This is a genomic window from Streptomyces sp. 1222.5 (assembly GCF_900105245.1).
In the GTDB taxonomy this organism is placed as follows: Bacteria; Actinomycetota; Actinomycetes; order Streptomycetales; family Streptomycetaceae; genus Streptomyces; species Streptomyces albidocamelliae.
Genome location: NZ_FNSZ01000001.1, coordinates 1920210 through 1941069, shown reverse-complemented (window position 1 = coordinate 1941069; position 20860 = coordinate 1920210). Strand labels below are relative to the sequence as shown.

21 protein-coding genes are annotated in these 20860 nt (G+C 71.8%); 6 read left to right on the top strand and 15 right to left on the bottom strand.

The window, feature by feature from the left end; genetic code table 11:
• Window positions 1–75 precede the first annotated feature (75 nt).
• Window positions 76–531 (bottom strand): SRPBCC domain-containing protein, encoded by a 456-nt coding sequence (locus BLW57_RS08765; RefSeq protein ID WP_093473422.1) that lies wholly within the window; start codon window positions 529–531, stop codon window positions 76–78.
• A 462-nt stretch (window positions 532–993) separates the two neighbouring features.
• Between BLW57_RS08765 and BLW57_RS08760 the strand changes: the two genes are divergently transcribed.
• The 3 genes from BLW57_RS08760 to BLW57_RS08750 all read left to right on the top strand — a co-directional run bounded on the left by BLW57_RS08760 (window position 994) and on the right by BLW57_RS08750 (window position 3938).
• Window positions 994–1815 carry a methylenetetrahydrofolate reductase gene (locus BLW57_RS08760; protein WP_093480603.1) on the top strand — a complete coding sequence of 274 codons (822 nt, stop codon included), beginning with the start codon at window positions 994–996 and terminating at the stop codon, window positions 1813–1815.
• Between the two features lie 103 nt (window positions 1816–1918).
• Entirely contained in the window at window positions 1919–3424 is a 1506-nt protein-coding gene (locus BLW57_RS08755) for an AlkA N-terminal domain-containing protein (protein WP_093473420.1), read from the top strand.
• Window positions 3425–3446: 22 nt separating this feature from the next.
• On the top strand, window positions 3447–3938 hold the full coding sequence (locus BLW57_RS08750; RefSeq protein ID WP_093480602.1) for a methylated-DNA--[protein]-cysteine S-methyltransferase: 492 nt from the start codon (window positions 3447–3449) through the stop codon (window positions 3936–3938).
• A 34-nt stretch (window positions 3939–3972) separates the two neighbouring features.
• On the opposite strand, the gene BLW57_RS08745 is transcribed toward BLW57_RS08750, so the two are convergent.
• Together BLW57_RS08745 and BLW57_RS08740 are read right to left on the bottom strand one after the other, a co-directional pair.
• A complete protein-coding gene (locus tag BLW57_RS08745; RefSeq protein ID WP_093473418.1) occupies window positions 3973–4710 on the bottom strand; it encodes a Sir2 family NAD-dependent protein deacetylase in 738 nt (245 codons plus the stop codon).
• Window positions 4711–4759: 49 nt separating this feature from the next.
• Window positions 4760–5083: a hypothetical protein gene (locus BLW57_RS08740; protein WP_093473417.1), complete on the bottom strand. Its 324-nt coding sequence runs from the start codon at window positions 5081–5083 to the stop codon at window positions 4760–4762.
• A gap of 97 nt (window positions 5084–5180) precedes the next feature.
• On the opposite strand from BLW57_RS08740, the gene BLW57_RS08735 reads away from it, so the two are divergent.
• Window positions 5181–5381, top strand: a complete 201-nt coding sequence (locus tag BLW57_RS08735; protein ID WP_093473416.1) for a type II toxin-antitoxin system VapB family antitoxin — start codon at window positions 5181–5183, stop codon at window positions 5379–5381.
• Window positions 5382–5407: 26 nt separating this feature from the next.
• Here the strand turns inward: BLW57_RS08735 and BLW57_RS08730 are convergent, their stop codons facing one another.
• Both BLW57_RS08730 and BLW57_RS08725 read right to left on the bottom strand, forming a co-directional pair.
• Window positions 5408–5902: an NUDIX domain-containing protein gene (locus tag BLW57_RS08730; RefSeq protein ID WP_093473415.1), complete on the bottom strand. Its 495-nt coding sequence runs from the start codon at window positions 5900–5902 to the stop codon at window positions 5408–5410.
• A gap of 28 nt (window positions 5903–5930) precedes the next feature.
• Window positions 5931–7019, bottom strand: a complete 1089-nt coding sequence (locus BLW57_RS08725; protein ID WP_176985516.1) for an ADP-ribosylglycohydrolase family protein — start codon at window positions 7017–7019, stop codon at window positions 5931–5933.
• 187 nt (window positions 7020–7206) lie between these two features.
• On the opposite strand from BLW57_RS08725, the gene BLW57_RS08720 reads away from it, so the two are divergent.
• Window positions 7207–8343, top strand: a complete 1137-nt coding sequence (locus BLW57_RS08720) for a glycerate kinase (protein ID WP_093473413.1) — start codon at window positions 7207–7209, stop codon at window positions 8341–8343.
• Window positions 8344–8414: 71 nt separating this feature from the next.
• Here BLW57_RS08720 and pssA read toward each other — a convergent pair whose 3' ends face one another.
• The 9 genes from pssA to BLW57_RS08675 all read right to left on the bottom strand — a co-directional run bounded on the left by pssA (window position 8415) and on the right by BLW57_RS08675 (window position 19358).
• Window positions 8415–9236: a CDP-diacylglycerol--serine O-phosphatidyltransferase gene (gene pssA / locus BLW57_RS08715; RefSeq protein ID WP_093473412.1), complete on the bottom strand. Its 822-nt coding sequence runs from the start codon at window positions 9234–9236 to the stop codon at window positions 8415–8417.
• Window positions 9237–9258: 22 nt separating this feature from the next.
• Window positions 9259–9915 carry a phosphatidylserine decarboxylase gene (locus tag BLW57_RS08710; RefSeq protein WP_093473410.1) on the bottom strand — a complete coding sequence of 219 codons (657 nt, stop codon included), beginning with the start codon at window positions 9913–9915 and terminating at the stop codon, window positions 9259–9261.
• 170 nt (window positions 9916–10085) lie between these two features.
• On the bottom strand, window positions 10086–11291 hold the full coding sequence (locus BLW57_RS08705) for an acyl-CoA dehydrogenase family protein (protein ID WP_093473409.1): 1206 nt from the start codon (window positions 11289–11291) through the stop codon (window positions 10086–10088).
• A 2-nt stretch (window positions 11292–11293) separates the two neighbouring features.
• The gene (locus BLW57_RS08700; protein WP_093473407.1) at window positions 11294–11806 is read right to left on the bottom strand and encodes a MaoC family dehydratase; all 513 of its coding nucleotides are present in this window, start codon (window positions 11804–11806) and stop codon (window positions 11294–11296) included.
• A gap of 5 nt (window positions 11807–11811) precedes the next feature.
• On the bottom strand, window positions 11812–12774 hold the full coding sequence (locus BLW57_RS08695; protein WP_073891846.1) for an HpcH/HpaI aldolase/citrate lyase family protein: 963 nt from the start codon (window positions 12772–12774) through the stop codon (window positions 11812–11814).
• Complete coding sequence (locus BLW57_RS08690) at window positions 12771–14798, bottom strand: protein meaA (RefSeq protein WP_093473406.1); 2028 nt, start codon at window positions 14796–14798, stop codon at window positions 12771–12773. The genes BLW57_RS08695 and BLW57_RS08690 overlap by 4 nt, the downstream gene beginning before the upstream one ends.
• A gap of 9 nt (window positions 14799–14807) precedes the next feature.
• Window positions 14808–16151 (bottom strand): crotonyl-CoA carboxylase/reductase, encoded by a 1344-nt coding sequence (gene ccrA / locus BLW57_RS08685; RefSeq protein WP_093473404.1) that lies wholly within the window; start codon window positions 16149–16151, stop codon window positions 14808–14810.
• 425 nt (window positions 16152–16576) lie between these two features.
• Window positions 16577–17398: a TetR family transcriptional regulator gene (locus BLW57_RS08680; protein WP_180361922.1), complete on the bottom strand. Its 822-nt coding sequence runs from the start codon at window positions 17396–17398 to the stop codon at window positions 16577–16579.
• Between the two features lie 145 nt (window positions 17399–17543).
• The gene (locus tag BLW57_RS08675; RefSeq protein ID WP_093473401.1) at window positions 17544–19358 is read right to left on the bottom strand and encodes a 3-hydroxyacyl-CoA dehydrogenase family protein; all 1815 of its coding nucleotides are present in this window, start codon (window positions 19356–19358) and stop codon (window positions 17544–17546) included.
• A gap of 369 nt (window positions 19359–19727) precedes the next feature.
• Here BLW57_RS08675 and BLW57_RS08670 point away from each other — a divergent pair, with 369 nt between their 5' ends.
• Window positions 19728–20312, top strand: coding sequence for an adenylosuccinate lyase (locus tag BLW57_RS08670; RefSeq protein ID WP_093480600.1), 585 nt, complete (start codon window positions 19728–19730; stop codon window positions 20310–20312).
• Between the two features lie 7 nt (window positions 20313–20319).
• Here the strand turns inward: BLW57_RS08670 and BLW57_RS08665 are convergent, their stop codons facing one another.
• Window positions 20320–20844, bottom strand: a complete 525-nt coding sequence (locus BLW57_RS08665; protein WP_256339432.1) for a GNAT family N-acetyltransferase — start codon at window positions 20842–20844, stop codon at window positions 20320–20322.
• Window positions 20845–20860: the final 16 nt, after the last annotated feature.

Genomic DNA, 20860 nt, shown 5'->3' with positions numbered 1-20860 from the left:
GTCGATCGTGTGACCGCGCCCTAAAGCTCCTCTTGCAGCCGACGCGCCCCGGACGCCGCAGGCCCGGCCCGGCGTTCAGTCCTGCGGCCGAGCCGGGACGGAGGCGGACTCGACCCGCTCCTTCAGCGCGTCGGTCAGCGCCTGGAACCCCTTCTCCGAGGGGGTGATGACCGCCCCGGAGAACGGCACCAGCAGACCGCTGAACCGCTCGCTCTGCAGCACGTGCGTGCCGCCGTCCCGGGCCGTGAGCTCGAAGCTGTGCACCCCGTCGAAGACGCCCGGCACGCCGAACCGGCCCCGCCAGCGCAGAAGCCGGCCGGGCTCGCTCTCCAGCACGGTGGGCGTGAAGACCATCTCCCGCCCGCCGCCGGGCAGCCGGAACCGCAGGCTCAGCCGCGTGCCCGGAACGGCCTGTCCGGCGGCCTCGACGAGGAAGGGGTTCCACTCGTGGAACCGCTCGAAGTCGGTCAGGACCGCCCACACCTGCTCGGCGGGTGCGGAGATGTGCACTGCGGACGAGATGCGACGCATACGGGGTCCTTCCAGAAGCCCGGCGGGACGTCCACGCGGGGCGGGGCGGAATGTGCCGTGCTCCGGCAAGCGTTGTCCGACGCACCACGCTACTGAACGCCACCGCACGACCGCACGCCCCGACCGCCCCCACACAAGCGCCGCCTTAGCGCCCGCGCGAGCGCGGGGTACTGCGCAGGGCCGGTGAACCGGACGGGCTCGCGTGACCTCCGGCCCGGTACGGCCGCGCGCCGGCGACGGCCCGGGGGACCGCTCGGCCGAGGGCCGGGCCGGGGCCGACCTCCCCCTGGGACCGGGCTGCGGCCGGGCGCGTGGCATCATCGGGCCGGGTCAGGACCACGCCGTAAGAGGAGCACGATGAACCCCGCTCTCACCGCCCCGCCCGACGGGGGTACCCCCGGCCCGCACGGAGCCGAGAGCCAGGAGCGGGCCACCGGACTGCTCGACGACTTCTCCCTGGAGATGACCGGCAAGGACGTGACCCGCCTGGAGGAGGCGTCCGACAGCATCCCGCCCGGCACCCGGATCAACATCACCTTCCTCGCCGGCGAGGACCTCGCGACGCGGCTGACGGCCGCCCGCGCGGTCCGCCGGCTCGGCTTCGTCCCCGTGCCGCACATCTCCGCGCGCCGCCTGCCCTCCCGCGCCGCCCTGGAGGAGTTCCTGTCCGGGCTGGCGGCCGACGGCACCGCCGAGAACGTGTTCCTCGTCGGCGGCGACCCGGCCCGCCCCGAGGGTCCCTACGCGGACGCCCTCGCTCTCCTGCGCACCGGCCTGCTCCAGGAGCACGGCGTCCGTCACGTCGGCATCAGCGGGTATCCCGAGGGCCACCCGGCGATACCGGACCCCACCCTGTGGTCGGCCCTCACCGACAAGGCGGCCGCCATCGGCGCCCACCGGTTCGGCGGCGACGTCATCACCCAGTTCGGCTTCGACCCCGTCCCGGTCCTCGGCTGGCTGGAGGCCGTCCGCGCCCGGGGCGTCCACCTGCCCGTCCGCATCGGCGTCCCCGGCCCGGCCGGTGTGCGCCGGCTGCTCGGCTATGCCACCCGGTTCGGCGTCGCCACCAGCGCCTCGGTCGCCCGCAAGTACGGTTTCTCGCTGACCAACCTGATGGGCACGACCGGCCCGGACCGCTTCCTGCACGCGCTGGCCGAGCGGTACGACCCCGCACGGCACGGCCGGGTGAAGGTGCACTTCTACACGTTCGGTGGCCTGCGGACCACCGCGGAGTGGGCCGCCCGCTTCCGGCACGAGGACCACGCCCCCACCGGACGGCCGTGACGCCGGGGACACACCCGCCCCGACCACCCCCCTCCCTGGCCACCTCACGTACATGTCGCATTCTCGCCAGCGGCCCGCTCCGGCCCTGGCCGATCCTGGAGTCATGCAGACAGGGACGCAGACGAGGACGCGGACAGGGACCCACTTCGACCGGGAGCACTGCGTACGTGCCGTCCAGTCCAAGGACGCGCGGTTCGACGGCTGGTTCTTCACGGCCGTTCTGACCACGCGCATCTACTGCCGGCCCAGCTGCCCGGCGGTCCCGCCCAAGCCCGAGAACATGACGTTCTACCCGAGCGCCGCCGCCTGCCAGCAGGCCGGCTTCCGGGCCTGCAAGCGCTGCCGCCCCGACACCAGCCCTGGCTCCCCGGAGTGGAACCTGCGCGCCGACCTGGTCGCCCGCGCGATGCGGCTCATCGCCGACGGCGTCGTGGACCGCGAGGGCGTGCCCGGCCTCGCCACCCGGCTCGGCTACAGCACCCGGCAGGTGGAACGGCAGCTGCTCGCCGAGCTGGGCGCCGGACCCCTCGCACTGGCCCGCGCCCAGCGCGCCCAGACCGCCCGCCTGCTCATCGAGACCACCCCGCTGCCCATGGCGGAGATCGCCTTCGCGGCCGGCTTCTCCTCCATCCGCACCTTCAACGACACCGTGCGCGAGGTCTTCGCCCTGTCCCCGAGCGAGCTGCGCGCACGAGTCCCCGGCAGCCGCGCGGCGGGCACCCCGGGCACCCTCGCCCTGCGCCTGCCGTTCCGCGCCCCGCTCAATCCCGACAGCCTCTTCGGCCACCTCGCCGCCACCGCCGTACCCGGCGTCGAGGAGTGGCGCGACGGCGCCTACCGGCGCACGCTCCGGCTGCCCTTCGGCCACGGCATCGTCGCGCTCACCCCGCGCCCCGACCACATCGCCTGCCGCCTCACCCTCAGCGACCTGCGCGACCTGACCGTGGCGATCAGCCGCTGCCGCCGGCTGCTCGACCTGGACGCCGACCCCGTCGCCGTCGACGGCAGGCTGCGCACCGACCCGTTGCTCGCACCCCTGGTCGACCGGGCCCCGGGCCGCCGGGTACCGCGCACGGTCGACGAGGCCGAGTTCGCCGTACGCGCCGTCCTCGGGCAGCAGGTGTCCACGGCCGCCGCCCGCACCCACGCGGGCCGCCTGGTCACCGCGCACGGCAAGCCCCTCGACGACCCCGAGGGCGGCCTCACCCACCTCTTCCCGTCCGCCGAGGCGCTGGCCGCCGTCGACCCCGAGACCCTGGCGATGCCCCGCACCCGGCGCACCACCTTCACCACCCTCGTCCGGCGACTCGCCGACGGCACCCTGCACCTGGGCGTCGACTCGGACTGGGCGGAAGCCCGCGCCCGGCTGCTCGCGCTGCCCGGCTTCGGCCCCTGGACGGTCGACGCCATCGCGATGCGGGCCCTCGGCGATCCCGACGCCTTCCTCCCCACCGACCTGGGCATCCGCCGGGCGGCGGGCGAGCTCGGCCTGCCCTCCACCCCGGCCGCGCTCACCGCGCGCGCCGAGGTCTGGCGGCCCTGGCGGGCGTACGCCGTGCAGTACCTGTGGGCGACCGACAGCCACCCGATCAACTTCCTTCCCGTGTGAGCCCCTTGGAGTGATGGAAGCCGTGAAACGCCACACTGTGATCGACAGCCCGTACGGCCCGCTCACCCTGGTCGCCGACGCGGACGGCGCCCTGTGCGGCCTGTACATGGCCGAGCAGCGGCACCGGCCGCCCGAGGAGAGCTTCGGCCCGCCGGAGGACGGCCTGCGCTGTTTCGCCGAGGCGGAGGAGCAGCTGTCGGCCTACTTCGCGGGCGAGTTGACCGAGTTCACCCTCGAACTCGCCCTGCACGGGACGCCGTTCCAGCGCCTGGTCTGGGACGGCCTCACCCGCATCCCCTACGGCGAGACCCGCACCTACGGCGAACTCGCCGGCGCCCTCGGCAACCCCGGTGCCTCCCGCGCCGTCGGCCTCGCCAACGGCCGCAACCCCGTCGGCATCATCGTCCCCTGCCACCGCGTGGTCGGCTCCGACGGCAGCCTCACCGGCTACGGCGGCGGCCTCCCCCGCAAACGCCGCCTCCTGGACTTCGAACGGGGCGCGGCGCTGTTCTAGCCCACGGGGGCGGCACGGCCGGCCGCGACAGGCGTCAGGCGGCGTCCTCGGCGCCGATCCGGCGCAGCAGTTCGGGCAGGGCGGTGCCGATGGGCTCGCGGATCACTTCGGCGGCCAGGTCGTCGTACGGGGTCGGTTCGGCGTTGACGATGATCAGGCGGGCGTCGTGGTCGGCGGCGACGCCCGCGAGGCCGGCGGCGGGCTGTACCTGGAGGGTGCTGCCGACCGCGACGAACACCGTGCAGGCCTTGGCGATGGCGGCCGCCTCGCCCAGCACCACCGGGTCGAGCCGTTCGCCGAACATCACGGTGGCCGACTTGAGGATGCCGCCGCAGTCCAGACAGGCCGGATCGTCCTCGCCGGCCTCGACCCGGGCGAGCGCGTCCGCCATGGAGCCGCGCGCACGGCACTGCGTGCAGACGACACCGTGGGCGCTGCCGTGCAGTTCGAGCACCTTGCGGGCGGGCATCCCGGCCAGCTGGTGCAGCCCGTCCACGTTCTGCGTGAGCACGCGCACCGGGATGCCGGACCGGTCCAGTTCGGCGACGGCGCGGTGGGCCGCGTTCGGCCGGGCCCGCAGCGCGCCGCTCTCGCGCCGCATCAGCCAGGACCGCCGCCGGATCTCCGGATCGCCCATGTAGTACTCGTAGGTCACCAGCTTCTCCGCCTCGGGATCGCGCCGCCACAGCCCGTTCGGACCGCGGTAGTCGGGGATCCCGGAGTCGGTGGAGATGCCGGCCCCGCTGAGGACGGCGACGAGAGGCTTGGTCATGCCGCCGAGGGTAGGCCGGGTGCCGTGGCTCCGGCGAACGGATTAAACGTCAGTCGAGCCAGGCCAGGCGGAGCGCCGCCACCGCTGCCAGCGTCAGTGCGGGCGCCGCCCAGGCCCACCCCATGGCCCGGCGTACCGACGGGAACAGCCACAGGGCCGTCACCGCACCCGCGGCGGCCAGGGTGAGGAGGCACGCCGCGGCGACGCCCGCGTACGCGCCGTCGTCCCAGGGGCCGTTGGGACGTGTGACGAGCGCGGCCCAGCAGAAGAACGCGGCGACGAGGGTGAGCAGCGTGACGGGTACCGCGAGGACGCGGCGGACGTCGCCGCGGTCGTCGAGCGGGCCGTCGAGCGGGTCCGTGGTGCGGGGCATCGGCGGTCGTCGTCCTCGGGTCGGGCGGAACCGGTCACGGTCGCCGGGTCGGGCGGAACGGGTCACGGCGGGGAACCCCCGATGCTAGCGTCCGGGCATGGCCAAGGTGACTGTCTCGCTCGACGCCCAGCTCGTCGTGGAGGTCATGGTGCTCGCCGGTGTCGGGAATCCGCAGGACGCCGTCGAACTGGTCGTCCGCGACTACATCGAGCGCGGACACCGCACGGAGGCGAGGGTCGCCGCCCGCGACGACGCCCTGCGCGAGGTCGACGCCAAGCCCCGCGACCCCGAGGGCTGAGGGGCGCCTCCGCGGCGCCGCGTGTCTCAGGCGACCCGGTGGCCGTTCTCCAGCTCGACCGTGGGGGAGCCGTCCGTCACGGCGTCGAGGGCGGCCAGCACCCGGCGGCCGAGGGCACCCGGCAGATGCTCGGGGATCTCCTCGCGCGGCACCACACGCCAGGACAGCAGCTCCTCCTCCTGGAGGCGGATCGCCTTGAAGTCGGCCTCCGCGAGGACACCGCCGTCGTACAGGTACGCCACCAGCGGCGGCCGGCCCGTGCCGTGCACCCAGTCCACGGCCAGCAGCCGGCCGAGCTCACGGTCGAGCCCGATCTCCTCCAGCGTCTCCCGGCGGGCGCCCTGGCGCGGGGTCTCCCCGTCGTCGGACTCGATGGTGCCGCCCGGCAGCGCCCAGCCCTCGCGGTAGTTCGGCTCGACGAGCAGCACCCGTCCCTTGTCGTCCCGGAAGAGCGCGGCGGCACCGGCGAGGACCCGGGGCAGGCTTGCGATGTACGCGGCGAAGTCTGGAGTCGTGGTCATCCAGGAAGGGTAACCAGCCGTCACCCGGCTACGACCCGCTCCGGGCCAGGCGCAGGGTGCGTTCGGCCAGCGCACTGATCCGCACCCCGTCGAAGCCGAACACCGCGCTGCGGACGGTGTCCTCCAGTGGCTCCGTCCATTGGTCCGGGATCGCCGCCGCACCGGTGACGACCCCGGCCACCGAACCGGCGGTCGCGCCGTTGGAGTCGGTGTCCAGGCCGCCGCGCACGGTCAGCGCGATGGTCCGGGTGAAGTCGCCGTCGCCGTACAGCAGCCCGGCGGTGAGCACGGCCGCGTTGGGCACCGTGTGGATCCAGCCGAGGCCGGCCGTCTCCTCCGACAGCGTCGCCAGGGTCTCCTCCCAGGGCAGACGGGCCTCGTGCAGGGTCGCGACCCGCCGGACCGTCCGGGCGAGGCGGCTGCTCGCCGGGATCACCCCGAGCGCCGTCTCCAGCGCGTCCCGCACGGTCGCGGCGGTGAAGGCCGCCGAGACCAGCGCGGCCGCGAACATCGCCCCGTACACGCCGTTGCCGGTGTGCGAGAGGACCGCGTCCCGGCGGGCCAGCCCCGCGGCGCGCGACGGTTCGCCGGGACAGGTCCAGCCGTAGACGTCGGCGCGGATCAGCGCGCCGATCCACTCCTGGTACGGGTTCTCGTACGTCGCCGTCAGCGGCGGCTTCAGCCCGTTCGCGAGGTTCCGGTACGCCGCCCGTTCCGCGGTGAAGGTCTGCAGGTACGGCATCCGCAACAGCCACAGATCGCCGACCTGCTCGGTGGAGAACCCGAAGCCGTGGGTCTCCAGCAGGTGCAGCCCGAGGATCGCGTAGTCCACGTCGTCGTCCCGGCAGCTGCCGTGGATCCGGCCGCGCACGCACGCCCGCCACTCCGGGCGCAGTACGGCGCTCTCCTCGGCGTCGGCGGGTTCGGGCAGGTAGTCGGTGAGCGGCAGGGCCGCCGCCCGGCGCAGATAGCGGTCGATGCGTTCGCGGGTCCACACCTCGCCCTGTTCGACCGGTTTGCCGAGCATGTTCCCCGCGATCCGGCCGAGCCAGCCGCCGTGGATGCGGTCGGCCAGGTCGGGTTCGGTCCGCCGGGTGGTCAGGGGCCGCGTGGTCATGGCTGGGGTCTACCCGTTTTCCCGGGCCGCCTCCCGGCCGCCCGCCGGCCGTCCGCCGGCGGCTTTCCACGGTTCGGTCGGGGCATGACGGCGGGGGCGTCCTGAGGTTAAGGTCGCAGCGGCGCGACTGGCCCTGACGTGCGCGGGGCCCGGAGAGCAAGGGGAAAGCAAGGTGGCGGACGCTGCAGTGAACGAGACCCGTCGGGTGCTCATCGCCGCGGACAAGTTCAAGGGCTCGCTGACGGCCGTACAGGTCGCCGAGCGGGTGACGGCCGGGCTGCGCCGGATCGTGCCGGACCTCCAGGTGGAGGCGCTGCCCGTGGCCGACGGCGGCGACGGCACCGTGGACGCGGCGGTGGCGGCCGGCTTCGAACGCCGGGAGGTCCGGGTGGCCGGACCGCTCGGCCGGGAGGTCACGGCCGCGTTCGCGCTGCGCGGTGGCACGGCGGTCGTGGAGATGGCCGAGGCGAGCGGACTCCAGCGGCTGCCCGCCGGTGTCCTCGCCCCGCTGACCGCGTCCACGTACGGCTCCGGCGAGCTGCTGCGGGCCGCGCTGGACGCGGGCGCGCGGACGATCGTGTTCGGCGTCGGCGGCAGCGCGACCACGGACGGCGGCGCGGGAATGCTGGCGGCGCTCGGCGCGCGCTTCCTGGACGAGAACGGCGAGCCGGTGTCCCCGGGCGGCGGCGGCCTCGCCGGGCTGGCCCGCGCGGACCTGTCGGGTCTCGACCCCAGGCTGGCGTCGGTCGAGCTGGTGCTGGCCAGTGACGTCGACAACCCGCTGACCGGGCCGAAGGGCGCTGCGGCGGTGTACGGACCGCAGAAGGGGGCCACGCCGGACGACGTCGAGACCCTCGACGCGGCCCTGGCCCACTTCGCGAAGGTGCTGGAGGGCGAGGCCGGGCCGCGGGCGGCGGAGTACGCCGCGTCGCCGGGGGCCGGCGCGGCCGGCGGCATCGGTTACGGCGCGCTGCTCATGGGCGCACGGTTCCGAGCCGGTATCGAGGTCATGCTGGACGTGCTGGGCTTCGCGCCCGCTCTGGAGAGGGCCTCCCTGGTGGTCACCGGCGAGGGCTCGCTGGACGAGCAGACCCTGCACGGCAAGGCACCGGCGGGCGTGGCCGCGGCGGCGCGGGCGGCCGGCAAGGAGGTCGTCGCGGTGTGCGGACGGCTCGCTCTGCCCCCGGAGGCCCTGCTGCGGGCCGGTATCGGCCAGGCGTACCCGCTGACGTCCGTGGAGCCGGACGTCGCCCGGTGCATCGCGGAAGCGGGACCGATCCTGGAGCAGGTCGCCGCCCGGATCGCCGAGGACCACCTGAGCTGAGGCCCCGCCCCGGCCGGGCAGGACGAAGGGCCCCGGACCAGAACGGTCCGGGGCCCTTCGTACGAGCGCCGCTACGGCAGCTGTGCCGCGCGTGCCTCGCGTCGGTTGCCGCGGAAGTTGTTCACCCGGCGGGCCGTGGCGAACAGCGGGATCACCGCGCCCATGACCAGCTGCAGCGCGCAGCCCGTCTGCAGGAGCAGCTGACCGCTCGGGGCGTCGAAGGCCCAGGCGGCCAGGAGGCCCATGGACAGGACGATCCAGCCGAGCATCGCGCCGGCGAGGCGGCCCCGCGGCTTCGGGTACTCGACCCGGCTCACCATCAGCCAGGCGGTGCCCAGGATCGCCAGCAGCGTCGCCACGAAGGGCAGCTCCAGCAGCACGATCGAGACGACCGTCAGGGCGCCGAACGGCGAGGGCATGCCCTGGAACATGCCGTCCTTCAAGGTCACGCAGGAGAAGCGCGCCAGACGGAGCACGACGGCCAGGAGCACCACGATCGCCCCGAGCGCGGCCACTCTCTGGTGGGCGTCGTCCGCGACCATGCCGTAGACGAGGACGAAGTACGCGGGCGCCAGGCCGAAGCTGATCAGGTCGGACAGGTTGTCCAGCTCGGCGCCCATGGGGGAGGAGCGCAGCTTCCTCGCCACCAGGCCGTCGAACAGGTCGAACACGGCCGCGCAGAGCATCAGGATCACGGCGGTGGCGGCGCTGTGCCGGGCCATGCCGGCGGACTCGTCGTTGCCCGTGAGGTGCGGGATGAGGATCCCGGTGGTGGTGAAGTACACCGCCATGAAGCCGCACGTCGCGTTGCCCAGGGTGAGGGTGTCCGCTATCGACAGGCGGAGAGAGAGGGGCATCTCCTCCTCTTCGTCCACCTCGTCTGCCTCGGGCACCCAGCCCGCCTGGGTCTCCGGATCAATCACGGTCAATGCGAGTCACCCCAGCCACGGTCTTCTGACCGACCTCGACCGCGACCTCCACGCCCTCGGGCAGGTAGAGGTCGACACGCGAGCCGAAGCGGATCAGACCGATACGGTCGCCCTGCTCGACCTTCGTGCCCTCGGGAAGGTAGGGCACGATGCGGCGGGCCACCGCGCCGGCGATCTGGATCATCTCGATGTCGCCGAGTTCGGTGTCGAAATGCCAGACTACGCGCTCGTTGTTCTCGCTCTCCTTGTTGAAAGCGGGAACGAAGCCGCCGGGGATGTGCTCGACCGACGTCACCGTGCCCGCGAGGGGCGCGCGGTTGACGTGGACGTTCAGCGGGCTCATGAAGATCGCGACGCGGGTGCGCCCGTCCTTCCACGGCATGATGCTCTGCACCACACCGTCGGCGGGGGAGATGACCCGGCCCGTGGCGATCTCGCGCTCGGGGTCGCGGAAGAACCACAGCATGCCCGCCGCGAGCGCGGTGGCGGGCACGGCGACGGCCTTGGCCGCGCCCGAGCGGCGGGCGCGGGCCAGGCTGAGGGCGGCGGTGGCGACGGTCGGAAGAAGCCACGGCGATGCTCCGCGCGCGAGGCGTACGCCTGCTCGGCTGTCGCGAGGTGCAGAGGTTTGGCTGTGGGGCATGGATGACCTTCGTAGCGGATGATGCCGCGCTTCGACGGGGGACGGCGGCTTTCCCGGGATCGTACCGGTCGGGGCCTACAACTGGGCAAGCCAGTCAGCCGAGTCGGCGGCCGAAGGCCGCCTACGGGGTGTGATCTTCTTCTCGAAGAAAACACCCCGTACCCGGACAATCAGCCCTGGAATCGATACTCTTCGAGCAGTCTGCGCCCGATGATCATTTTCTGGATCTCGGCGGTGCCTTCACCGATGAGCAGCATCGGGGCCTCGCGGTAGAGGCGCTCGATCTCGTACTCCTTGGAGAAGCCGTAGCCGCCGTGGATCCGGAAGGCATCCTCCACGACCTCCTTGCAGTACTCGGAGGCGAGGTACTTCGCCATCCCTGCTTCAAGGTCGTTTCGTTCGCCGGAGTCCTTTTTGCGTGCAGCGTTCACCATCATGGCATGCGCCGCCTCCACCTTGGTGGCCATCTCCGCCAGTTTGAACTGGATGGCCTGGTGCTGGGCGATCGGCTTCCCGAAAGTGTGACGCTGCTGGGCGTACTGGACGCCCAGCTCGAAGGCACGCTGAGCGACACCGCAGCCACGGGCCGCCACATTGACGCGGCCGACCTCCACGCCGTCCATCATTTGGTAAAAACCTCGGCCGGTGACGCCGCCGAGCACCCGATCGGCCGGAATGCGCAGGCCGTCCATGATCAACTCGGTGGTGTCGACGCCCTTGTAGCCCATCTTGTCGATCTTGCCGGGGATGGTGAGGCCCGGGCGGACCTCGCCGAAGCCCGGCTCCTTCTCGACCAGGAAGGTGGTCATCGACTTGTGGGGCGCGGTGCCGTCGGGGTGTCCTTCGTCACTTCGGACCAGGACGGCCACCAGGGACGACGTACCGCCGTTCGTCAGCCACATCTTCTGGCCGTTCAGGACGTACTCGTCGCCGTCCTTGACCGCCTTGGACGTGATCGCCGACACATCGGAGCCGAGGCCCGGCTCCGACATCGAGAAGGCGCCCCGGATGTCGCCGGCCGCCATCCGCGGCAGGAAGTGCTCCTTCTGCTCCTGCGTGCCGTGCTGCTTGAGCATGTACGCCACGATGAAGTGCGTGTTGATGATGCCGGACACCGACATCCAGCCACGGGCGATCTCCTCCACGCACAGCGCGTAGGTGAGGAGCGACTCGCCCAGGCCCCCGTACTCCTCGGGGATCATCAGACCGAAGAGGCCGAGTTCCTTCAGGCCGTCCACGATCGCTTGCGGGTACTCGTCGCGGTGCTCCAGCCCGGTGGCGACCGGGATGATCTCCTTGTCCACGAAGTCGCGGACGGTGGAGAGGATCTCCTGCTGGACGTCGGTCAGACCGGCGGTCTGGGCGAGACGGGCCATCTCTACTTCTCCTGCTGCTTCAGTTCGGGACGGCCCGGCTGCTCGCCGCCGCGCTCCTTGATGTAGGTCTCGGTGGGCACCATGACCTTGCGGCGGAAGACGCACACCAGGGTGCCGTCCTGCTTGTAGCCCTTGGTCTCGACGTGGACGATGCCGCGGTCGTCCTTCGACTTCGACGGCCACTTGTCCAGCACGGTCGTCTGGCCGTAGATCGTGTCGCCGTGGAAGGTCGGCGCCACGTGCTTGAGCGACTCGATCTCCAGGTTGGCGATCGCCTTGCCGGAGACGTCCGGCACGGACATGCCGAGCAGCAGCGAGTAGATGTAGTTGCCTACGACGACGTTCTTGCCGAAGTCCGTCGTCTTCTCCGCATAGTTGGTGTCCATGTGGAGCGGGTGGTGGTTCATGGTGAGGAGACAGAACAGGTGGTCGTCGTACTCCGTGACCGTCTTGCCCGGCCAGTGCTTGTACGTCGCCCCGACCTCGAACTCCTCGTAGGTGCGTCCGAACTGCATCGCGCTCAGGCCTCCGGGATCTCGAACTTCGACGTGCGCTGCATGCCGGCGGCCCGGCCCTTGCCGGAGATGACCAGGGCCATCTTGCGGCTGGCCTCGTCGATCATCTCGTCGCCGAGCATCGCGGAGCCCTTCTTGCCGCCCGCCTCGGACGTGTAGTAGTCGTACGCGTCCAGGATCAGCTCGGCGTGGTCGTAGTCCTCCTGCGACGGCGAGAAGATCTCGTTGGACGCCTCGACCTGGCCCGGGTGCAGCACCCACTTGCCGTCGAAGCCGAGCGCGGCGGCGCGCTGCGCGACCTCGCGGTAGCCCTCGACGTTGCGGATCTGGAGGTAGGGGCCGTCGATCGCCTGGAGGTTGTTGGCGCGGGCGGCCATCAGGATCTTCATCAGGATGTAGTGGTAGGCGTCCGCCGGGTAGCCGGGCGGCTGCTCGCCCACGACCAGCGACTTCATGTTGATGGACGCCATGAAGTCGGCCGGGCCGAAGATGATCGTCTCGACGCGCGGGGAGGCCTGCGCGATCTCGTTGACGTTGTTCAGGCCCTGCGCGTTCTCGATCTGCGCCTCGATGCCGATCTTGCCGACCTCGAAGCCCATGGTCTTCTCGATCTGGGTGAGCAGCAGGTCCAGGGCGACGACCTGCTGGGCCGTCTGCACCTTCGGCAGCATGATGCAGTCGAGGTTCTGGCCGGCGCCCTCGACGACGGTCACGACGTCGCGGTACGTCCACTCGGTCGTCCAGTCGTTGACGCGCACGACCCGCGTCTTGCCCGTCCAGTCGCCCTCGTTGAGGAACTTGACGATGGTGTGCCGCGCCTCCGGCTTGGCGAGCGGCGCGCACGCGTCCTCCAGGTCCAGGAAGACCTGGTCCGCCGGCAGGCCCTGCGCCTTCTCGAGGAAGCGCGGGTTCGAGCCCGGTACGGCCAGGCAGGAGCGCCGCGGGCGAAGGCGGTTGACGGTGGTCATGCGGGGACCTCCAGAGGGTCGAGCTTGTTCGCTTTCCGGATCTCGTCGACGATGCGGCCGATGATTCCGGTGATGTCGAAGTCCTTCGGGGTGAAGACGGCGGCCACTCCGGCGGCCCTGAGCTGGTCGGCGTCCCCGTTCGGGATGATGCCACCTGCGATCACCGGTATATCTGTGGCACCGGCCACACGCAGCCGCTGGAGCACGTCCGGCACCAGCTGGGCGTGCGAGCCCGAGAGGATCGACAGGCCCACGGCGTGCACGTCCTCGGCGAGTGCCGCGTCCACGATCTGCTCGGGCGTCAGCCGGATGCCCTGGTAGACCACCTCGAAGCCGGCGTCGCGGGCCCGGACGGCTATCTGCTCGGCGCCGTTGGAGTGCCCGTCCAGGCCGGGCTTGCCGACCAGGAAGCGCAACTTGCCGACGCCCAGCTCGCGGGCGGTGCCGTCCACCTTCGCGCGGACCTCGGCCAGCGCGGAGCCCGGCTCGGCGGTGACCGCCACCGGCGCCGACGACACCCCGGTGGGCGCCCGGAACTCGCCGAACACCTCCCGCAGGGCCCCGGCCCACTCACCGGTCGTGACACCGGCGCGGGCGCACTCCAGCGTGGCCTCCATCAGGTTGTCGGTGCCCTTCGCGGCCTCCTTCAGCCGGTCCAGCGCCTTGCACGGGCGCGGGTGGTTGAAGGGCGGCTGGTAGCGGGTGTCGCGCCAGTGCTGGAGGGACTCGATGACGCGGGCCTCGACCGCCGGGTCGACCGTCATGATCGCCGTGTCCAGGTCGGCCGTCAGCGGGTTCGGCTCGGTGCCCTCGAAGGCGTTGACACCGATGATCTTCTCTTCGCCGGACTCGATCCGCGCCCGCCGCTCGGCGTGCGAGGCGACCAGCTGGGACTTCAGGTAGCCGGACTCCACGGCGGCCATCGCGCCGCCCATCTCCTGGATCCGCTCGATCTCCGCGAGGGACTCCGTCACGAGGGCGTCCACCTTCGCCTCGATGACGTGCGAGCCCGCGAAGATGTCCTCGTACTCCAGCAGATCGCTCTCGTAGGCGAGCACCTGCTGGATGCGCAGGCTCCACTGCTGGTCCCAGGGCCGGGGCAGGCCCAGCGCCTCGTTCCAGGCCGGCAGCTGCACGGCACGCGCGCGTGCGTCCTTGGAGAGGGTCACGGCCAGCATCTCGAGCACGATCCGCTGGACGTTGTTCTCCGGCTGCGCCTCGGTCAGGCCCAGGGAGTTGACCTGGACGCCGTAGCGGAAGCGGCGCTGCTTGGGGTTCTCGATGCCGTACCGCTCGTGGGTGACCTTGTCCCAGATGCGGCCGAACGCCCGCATCTTGCACATCTCCTCGACGAAGCGGACGCCCGCGTTCACGAAGAAGGAGATGCGCGCGACGACGTCGCCCATGCGCTCCTGCGGCACCTGGCCGGAGTCGCGCACCGCGTCGAGCACGGCGATCGCGGTGGACATCGCGTACGCGATCTCCTGCACCGGCGTGGCCCCGGCCTCCTGCAGGTGGTAGCTGCAGATGTTGATCGGGTTCCACTTCGGGATGTGGGAGACCGTGTACGCGATCATGTCCGTCGTCAGGCGGAGGCTCGGTCCCGGCGGGAAGACGTGTGTCCCCCGGGACAGGTACTCCTTGACGATGTCGTTCTGGGTCGTGCCCTGGAGCTTGGTGATGTCCGCGCCCTGCTCCTCGGCGACGACCTGGTAGAGCGCCAGCAGCCACATGGCGGTGGCGTTGATCGTCATCGAGGTGTTCATCTGCTCCAGGGGGATGTCCTGGAACAGCCGGCGCATGTCACCGAGGTGCGCGACGGGCACACCGACCCGGCCGACCTCGCCGCGGGCGAGGATGTGGTCGGAGTCGTAGCCGGTCTGCGTCGGCAGGTCGAACGCCACCGACAGACCGGTCTGGCCCTTGGCGAGGTTGCGCCGGTACAGCTCGTTGGACGCCTCCGCGGTCGAGTGACCCGCGTACGTCCGCATGAGCCACGGACGGTCCTTCTGACGCTCTGTCATCTAAGGCCCTCAGATGTTCCGGAAGCGGTTGATGGCGTCGATGTGCTTGGCGCGCATCTCCTCGTCGCGCACGCCCAGGCCCTCCTCGGGGGCGAGGCACAGCACGCCGACCTTGCCCTGGTGGGCGTTGCGGTGGACGTCGTGGGCGGCCTGGCCGGTGTCCTCGAGGGAGTACACCTTCGACAGCGTCGGGTGGATCTTGCCCTTGGCGATGAGGCGGTTGGCCTCCCAGGCCTCGCGGTAGTTGGCGAAGTGGGAGCCGATGATCCGCTTCAGCGACATCCACAGGTAGCGGTTGTCGTACTCGTGCATGTAGCCCGAGGTGGAGGCGCAGGTGGTGATGGTGCCGCCCTTGCGCGTGACGTAGACCGAGGCGCCGAAGGTCTCGCGGCCGGGGTGTTCGAAGACGATGTCGATGTCCTCGCCGCCGGTGAGCTCGCGGATGCGCTTGCCGAAGCGCTTCCACTCCTTCGGGTCCTGGGTCTGCTCGTCCTTCCAGAACTTGTAGCCCTCGGCGCTGCGGTCGATGATCGCCTCGGCGCCCATCGAGCGGCAGATGTCCGCCTTCTGCTCGCTGGAGACGACGCAGATCGGGTTGGCGCCTCCGGCCAGGGCGAACTGCGTGGCGTAGGAGCCGAGCCCACCGCTCGCGCCCCAGATGAGCACGTTGTCGCCCTGCTTCATGCCGGCGCCGTTGCGGGACACCAGCTGCCGGTACGCGGTGGAGTTGACCAGACCCGGTGCGGCGGCCTCCTCCCAGCTCAGGTGGCCCGGCTTCGGCATCAGCTGGTTGGACTTGACGAGCGCGACCTCGGCGAGGCCGCCGAAGTTGGTCTCGAAGCCCCAGATGCGCTGCTCGGGGTCGAGCATGGTGTCGTTGTGGCCGTCCGAGGACTCCAGCTCGACGGAGAGGCAGTGGGCGACGACCTCGTCGCCGGGCTTCCAGGCGTTGACGCCCGGGCCGGTGCGCAGGACGACGCCCGCGAGGTCGGAGCCGATGATGTGGTACGGCAGGTCGTGGCGCTTGGCCAGCTCGTTGGTGCGGCCGTAGCGCTCCAGGAACCCGAAGGTCGACAGCGGCTCGAAGATCGAGGTCCACACCGAGTTGTAGTTGACCGAGGAGGCCATGACGGCCACCAGGGCCTCGCCCGGGCCGAGCTCGGGCAGGGGGACCTCGTCGAGGTGGATCGACTTGCGCGGGTCCTTGTCGCGGGTCTCGAGGCCCGCGAACATCTCGGTCTCGTCCTTGTGGACGGTGATCGCGCGGTACGACTCGGGGAGCGGCAGGGCGGCGAAATCGGCGGACGTGGCGTCCTTCGACTGGATCGCGTCCAGGATGTCCTTCACGGTCACGGTGTTGCCTCCGGCGGTGAGCGCCCTGAGGGAGGGGCGCCTTGGGATTCGTCGGTGCTGCGATGAGTGCTGCTGAGGGTGGGTGGAGATGTGCCGTCGGTTCGGCTCGGTGGTGCTTCGGCAGCGCTTTGTGGCGCGGGAGGTTGCCTGTGACGCAGGCGTCCGGGCGCGCAGGCCGTCGGCTTGCGGGGACAGCCGGCGAACGCTTGGTCTCTGCTCGCCGGCCGCCCGGACATCTTCAACGTATGACACCGCGTGTCAGGTGGCAAGGCACTGAGTGCCATGACTTGGCCTCAGATGAAATCTTTACGTAACAAATGAGCGATGATCGATCGAACGGCCTCGGAAATCTCCGCGAAAACGGCCTCTGACATGGCAAAACGGCCACCCCGAAGGGTGGCCGTCATCACAGGGCGAGCGGTCCGTCAGCGCTCCTTCAGAGCCTCCTCGATGGTCCGCATGACCTCGTCCAGCGGTGCGTCGGTCCGGGCGACGGTCACCAGCACCTCGCCGTGGGCCGACACCGAGGCCGGCGCGGTGGTCGTCGCCGTCCGGGTCGCCGAGCCGCGCCCGGCGCCGATCCCGGTGCCGAACGTCCGGCGCACGATCGCGAAGGCGTGGTCCAGCTGTGTCTCCACGTCCCCCTGGCCGCCCGCCCGCAGCCAGCGCCGGAGGACGTGGTTGTGCGCGGTGACCACGGCGGAGGCGGCCACCTCGGCGAGCAGCGGGTCGTCGTTGGCGTCGTCGGCGTGCGCGTGCTCGTCGAAGTGCCCGAGCAGATAGCGGGTGAACAGGCGCTCGTAACGGGCCACCGAGGCGATCTCGGCCTCGCGCAGGGTGGGCACCTCGCGCGTGAGCTTGTAGCGGGCGACCGAGATCTCCGGCCGGGCCGCGTACATCTTCATGACTTCCTTGATCCCGCGGCACACGGTGTCGAGCGGGTGCTCGTGCGCGGGCGCGGCGTTCAGGACCGCCTCGGCGCGGATCAGCGTGTCGTCGTGGTCCGGGAAGATCGCCTCTTCCTTGGAGCGGAAGTGGCGGAAGAAGGTGCGGCGCGCGACCCCGGCGGCGGCCGCGATCTCGTCGACGGTGGTCGCCTCGTACCCCTTGGTCGCGAACAGTTCCATCGCTGCGGCCGCCAGTTCCCGGCGCATTTTCAGCCGCTGGGCGGCGGCGCGACTGCCTGCGGCACTTTCCGGCGCGTCGGGCGTGGCTGGTGTACGTGAGGACTTGGCGGGCTGGGGCATGACCCGAAAGTACTGCATGTGCGCAGCTCGGTGCGCGGGTGAGGGGGCTCCCCCGCCCGTGGGGGGCGGGGGAGCGTCCACCGGGTCGAGCAGTCCGCCCCAGTCCGCGCCGTCCGCGGCGCCGTCGAACCAGTCCCCGGCGCCGTCAGCGGCGGGCATACTCGCGGAAGCCGCGGCCGGTCTTGCGGCCGAGGCAGCCCGCGGCCACCAGGTGCTCCAGCAGCGGCGCCGGGGCGAGACCGGGGTCGCGGAACTCGCGGTGCAGCACCTTCTCGATGGCCAGCGAGACGTCCAGGCCCACCACGTCCAGCAGCTCGAACGGGCCCATCGGGTAGCCCCCGCCGAGCTTCATCGCCGCGTCGATGTCGTCCAGCGAGGCGTAGTGCTCCTGGACCATCTTGATCGCGTTGTTGAGGTACGGGAACAGCAGCGCGTTCACGATGAAACCGGCGCGGTCGCCGCAGTCCACCGCGTGCTTCTTGATCTTCCCGCAGACCTCGCGGACGGTCGCGTGCACGTCGTCGGCGGTCAGGACCGTGCGGACGACCTCGACCAGCTTCATCGCCGGGGCGGGGTTGAAGAAGTGCATGCCGATCACGTCCTGCGGGCGCGAAGTGGCGCGGGCGCAGGCGACGACGGGCAGCGAGGAGGTGGTGGTGGCCAGGATCGCGCCGGGCTTGCACACCTTGTCCAGCGTCTGGAACAGCTGCCGCTTGACCTCCAGGTCCTCGGCGACCGCCTCGACGGCCAGGTCGACGCCGGCGAAGGCTTCGTAGGAGCCGGCCGGGGCGATCCGGTCCAGGATCTGCGCGGCGGCCTCGGCGGTCAGCCGGCCCTTGTCGACGGAGCGCGCGAGGGACTTGCCGATGCGGGCCTTGGCGGCCTGCGCCTTCTCCTCGCTGCGGGCGGCCAGGACCACCTCGTAGCCCGCCTTCGCGAACACCTCGGCGATGCCGGAGGCCATCGTGCCGGAGCCCGCGACACCGACCGAGCGGATCTCGCGCCCCGCGGTGAGCGTGCCGCCCGCCGCCGGGGTCAGCGCGTCCGGCACGACCGTCGCGCTGCCCGGCGCCTCGTAGGTGTAGAAGCCGCGCCCGGACTTGCGGCCGGTCAGACCGGCCTCGCTGAGCTGCTTGAGGATCGGGGCGGGGGCGTGCAGCCGGTCGTGGGACTCGGCGTACATGGCCTCCAGGACCGTGCGCGCGGTGTCGATGCCGATCAGGTCCAGCAGGGCGAGCGGGCCCATGGGCAGACCGCACCCGAGCCGCATCGCCGCGTCGATGTCCTCGCGGGAGGCGTACCGGGCCTCGTACATCGCGGCCGCCTGGTTGAGGTAGCCGAAGAGCAGGCCGTCCGCGACGAAGCCGGGGCGGTCGCCGACCGCGACCGGCTCCTTGCCCAGCTCGATCGCGAGGTCCGTGACCGCGGCGACGGCCTGCGGCGCGGTCAGCACCGAGGAGACGACCTCGACCAGCTTCATCGCCGGGGCCGGGTTGAAGAAGTGCAGGCCGAGCATGCGCTCGGGGTGGGCCGAGTCCGCGGCCAGCCGGGTCACGGACAGGGCGTTGGTGCCGGTCGCGAGGATCGTCTCCGGGCGGACGATGCCGTCCAGTTCGCGGAAGATCTGCTGCTTGATCTCGTACGACTCCGGGGCCACCTCGATGACCAGGTCGGCGTCGGCCGCCGCCCGCAGGTCGGTGGAGGTGCGGACCCGGGCCAGGGCCTCGGCGCGCTCCTCCTCGGTGAGCCGGCCGCGCGCCACGGCACGGGCGGTGGAGGCCTCCAGGGCGGTGCGGGACCTGGCGGCCTGAACCTCGCTGATGTCGATGCCGATCACCTCGCGGCCGGCCTTCACGAGGACCTCGGCGATGCCGGTGCCCATGGTGCCGAGGCCGACCACGGCGATCGTCTTGAACGGGGACAGAGAGCTGCCGGTCCGAGGGGACAGGGGAGTGGCCATCGCGGGACTCCAGGATGAGGGTGACGACGAGGAACGCCCGGGTGCGCCCGGAGGGCGCACCGCGGTGCGTGAAGGGATGCGGGTGTTTCCGGGCCGCGAGCGCACACGCCCGGTGTGCCGGTCCCACGGGCGTGCACACGCCCGGGAGCGGCTGATTCCGACCGGCTCTGTCCCGAAGCCGGGTCGTACTGGGTACACACGGTGCACCGAACCGACAAGCTCGCGACGGCTGCGTCACCAAACCGGCGCCAGCGAGAGTGCGAGGGGTACTCGCTCGTCTGAGCTTAACCGGCGAGTAACGAGCGCGCCAGTCCCCGGACTTTGTGATGTACCTCCCTCCGCCGGCGTCGCCCCTCTACCCTGGTGCGCGTGGACGAAGAGTTGCGATCGCTCACGGAACGCTTACGGCGGGAGTCGCACGGCACGGCCGGGTACGACCGGCTGCTGGCGACCGACGACCGCGACGAGCTAGCGGACGTGCTCACCGCACCCGGACAGCCCCTGTGGGCCAGGGAACTGGCCGCGTTCCGTCTCGGCCTCGCCGGCGACCGGCGCGCCTTCGAGTCCCTGGTGCTGCTCCTTAACCACCGCGACCCTCCGCGCTGCGCCTCCGCCGCCCACGCCCTCGCCCGGCTCGGCGACCCGCGCACGGCCCGGGCGGCCGCCGCCCTCGCCACCAACGAGCTCCGCGTCGCCTACGCCCTGCACCCGGTACGGCTGCTGGCGGCCCTGCGCGCCCCGGAGTCGGTGCCCGCGCTGATCACGACCCTGGAGCGGCGGCTGCGCCCGCACGACCCCTACCGGCGGGTCGCCCTCGCCTGCGTGGAGGGCCTGGGCGCGCTCGGCGACGGCCGCGCCCGGCGGGTGCTGAACGAGGCACTGGCCCACCCCGCCCTCGCGGAGGCGGCGGTGCACGCGCTCGCCCGCATCCCGCAGCAGAAAGGCGTGAGGTGACGCGCGGTCAGCCGCGCAGCTCCTTCACGTACCGCAGCTCGGGCACCGGCACGCCGCCCGCCTCGAAGGGCTCCTCGGCGCCGTCCGGCCGGAATCCGGCGCGCTCGTAGAAGCGGCGGGCCCGGGTGTTGTCCTTCAGGACCCACAGGCACATGCGCGGGTACGCGGAGCACCGCGCGACCGCCTCCGTCAGCAGGGCCCGCCCGATCCCGCCGCCGACGTATCTCGGGTCCAGGTAGATCGCGTACAGCTCGGCGTCCCCGTTCGGCGAGCCACCGTCGCGGTACGGCCCGTACGCCGCCCAGCCGAGGATCTCGCCGGCCCGCTCGGCGACCAGGTTCCCCACGGGGCCGGTCCCCTCGGCGAACCGGGCCCGCCGCCGCTCGGCGTCCGCCGCGACGTCGAGGCCGGCGAGGTACGTCTCGGGTATGAGGCCGCGGTAGGCGTGTTGCCAGCCGCGTATGCGGATCTCGGAGACGCGCTCGCAGTCGGCGAGGGTCATCGGGCGGATGCGGGTCGGGGTGCCGTCCATGACGGCACCTTAGGCA

Bases quoted from the DNA above. Each gene is read 5' to 3' on its own strand.
- BLW57_RS08760 (WP_093480603.1), top strand. From the start codon at position 994: ATGACCGGCAAGGACGTGACCCGCCTGGAGGAGGCGTCCGACAGCATC.
- BLW57_RS08765 (WP_093473422.1), bottom strand. From the start codon at position 531: ATGCGTCGCATCTCGTCCGCAGTGCACATCTCCGCACCCGCCGAGCAG.
- BLW57_RS08700 (WP_093473407.1), bottom strand. From the start codon at position 11,806: ATGCAGTTCGGACGCACCTACGAGGAGTTCGAGGTCGGGGCGACGTAC.
- BLW57_RS08690 (WP_093473406.1), bottom strand. From the start codon at position 14,798: ATGACAGAGCGTCAGAAGGACCGTCCGTGGCTCATGCGGACGTACGCG.
- BLW57_RS08725 (WP_176985516.1), bottom strand. From the start codon at position 7,019: ATGACCACGCGGCCCCTGACCACCCGGCGGACCGAACCCGACCTGGCC.
- BLW57_RS08755 (WP_093473420.1), top strand. From the start codon at position 1,919: ATGCAGACAGGGACGCAGACGAGGACGCGGACAGGGACCCACTTCGAC.
- BLW57_RS08730 (WP_093473415.1), bottom strand. From the start codon at position 5,902: ATGACCACGACTCCAGACTTCGCCGCGTACATCGCAAGCCTGCCCCGG.
- BLW57_RS08665 (WP_256339432.1), bottom strand. From the start codon at position 20,844: ATGGACGGCACCCCGACCCGCATCCGCCCGATGACCCTCGCCGACTGC.
- BLW57_RS08675 (WP_093473401.1), bottom strand. From the start codon at position 19,358: ATGGCCACTCCCCTGTCCCCTCGGACCGGCAGCTCTCTGTCCCCGTTC.
- BLW57_RS08710 (WP_093473410.1), bottom strand. From the start codon at position 9,915: ATGCCCCACAGCCAAACCTCTGCACCTCGCGACAGCCGAGCAGGCGTA.
- BLW57_RS08680 (WP_180361922.1), bottom strand. From the start codon at position 17,398: ATGCCCCAGCCCGCCAAGTCCTCACGTACACCAGCCACGCCCGACGCG.
- BLW57_RS08735 (WP_093473416.1), top strand. From the start codon at position 5,181: ATGGCCAAGGTGACTGTCTCGCTCGACGCCCAGCTCGTCGTGGAGGTC.
- BLW57_RS08705 (WP_093473409.1), bottom strand. From the start codon at position 11,291: ATGGCCCGTCTCGCCCAGACCGCCGGTCTGACCGACGTCCAGCAGGAG.
- BLW57_RS08695 (WP_073891846.1), bottom strand. From the start codon at position 12,774: ATGACCACCGTCAACCGCCTTCGCCCGCGGCGCTCCTGCCTGGCCGTA.
- BLW57_RS08740 (WP_093473417.1), bottom strand. From the start codon at position 5,083: ATGCCCCGCACCACGGACCCGCTCGACGGCCCGCTCGACGACCGCGGC.
- BLW57_RS08745 (WP_093473418.1), bottom strand. From the start codon at position 4,710: ATGACCAAGCCTCTCGTCGCCGTCCTCAGCGGGGCCGGCATCTCCACC.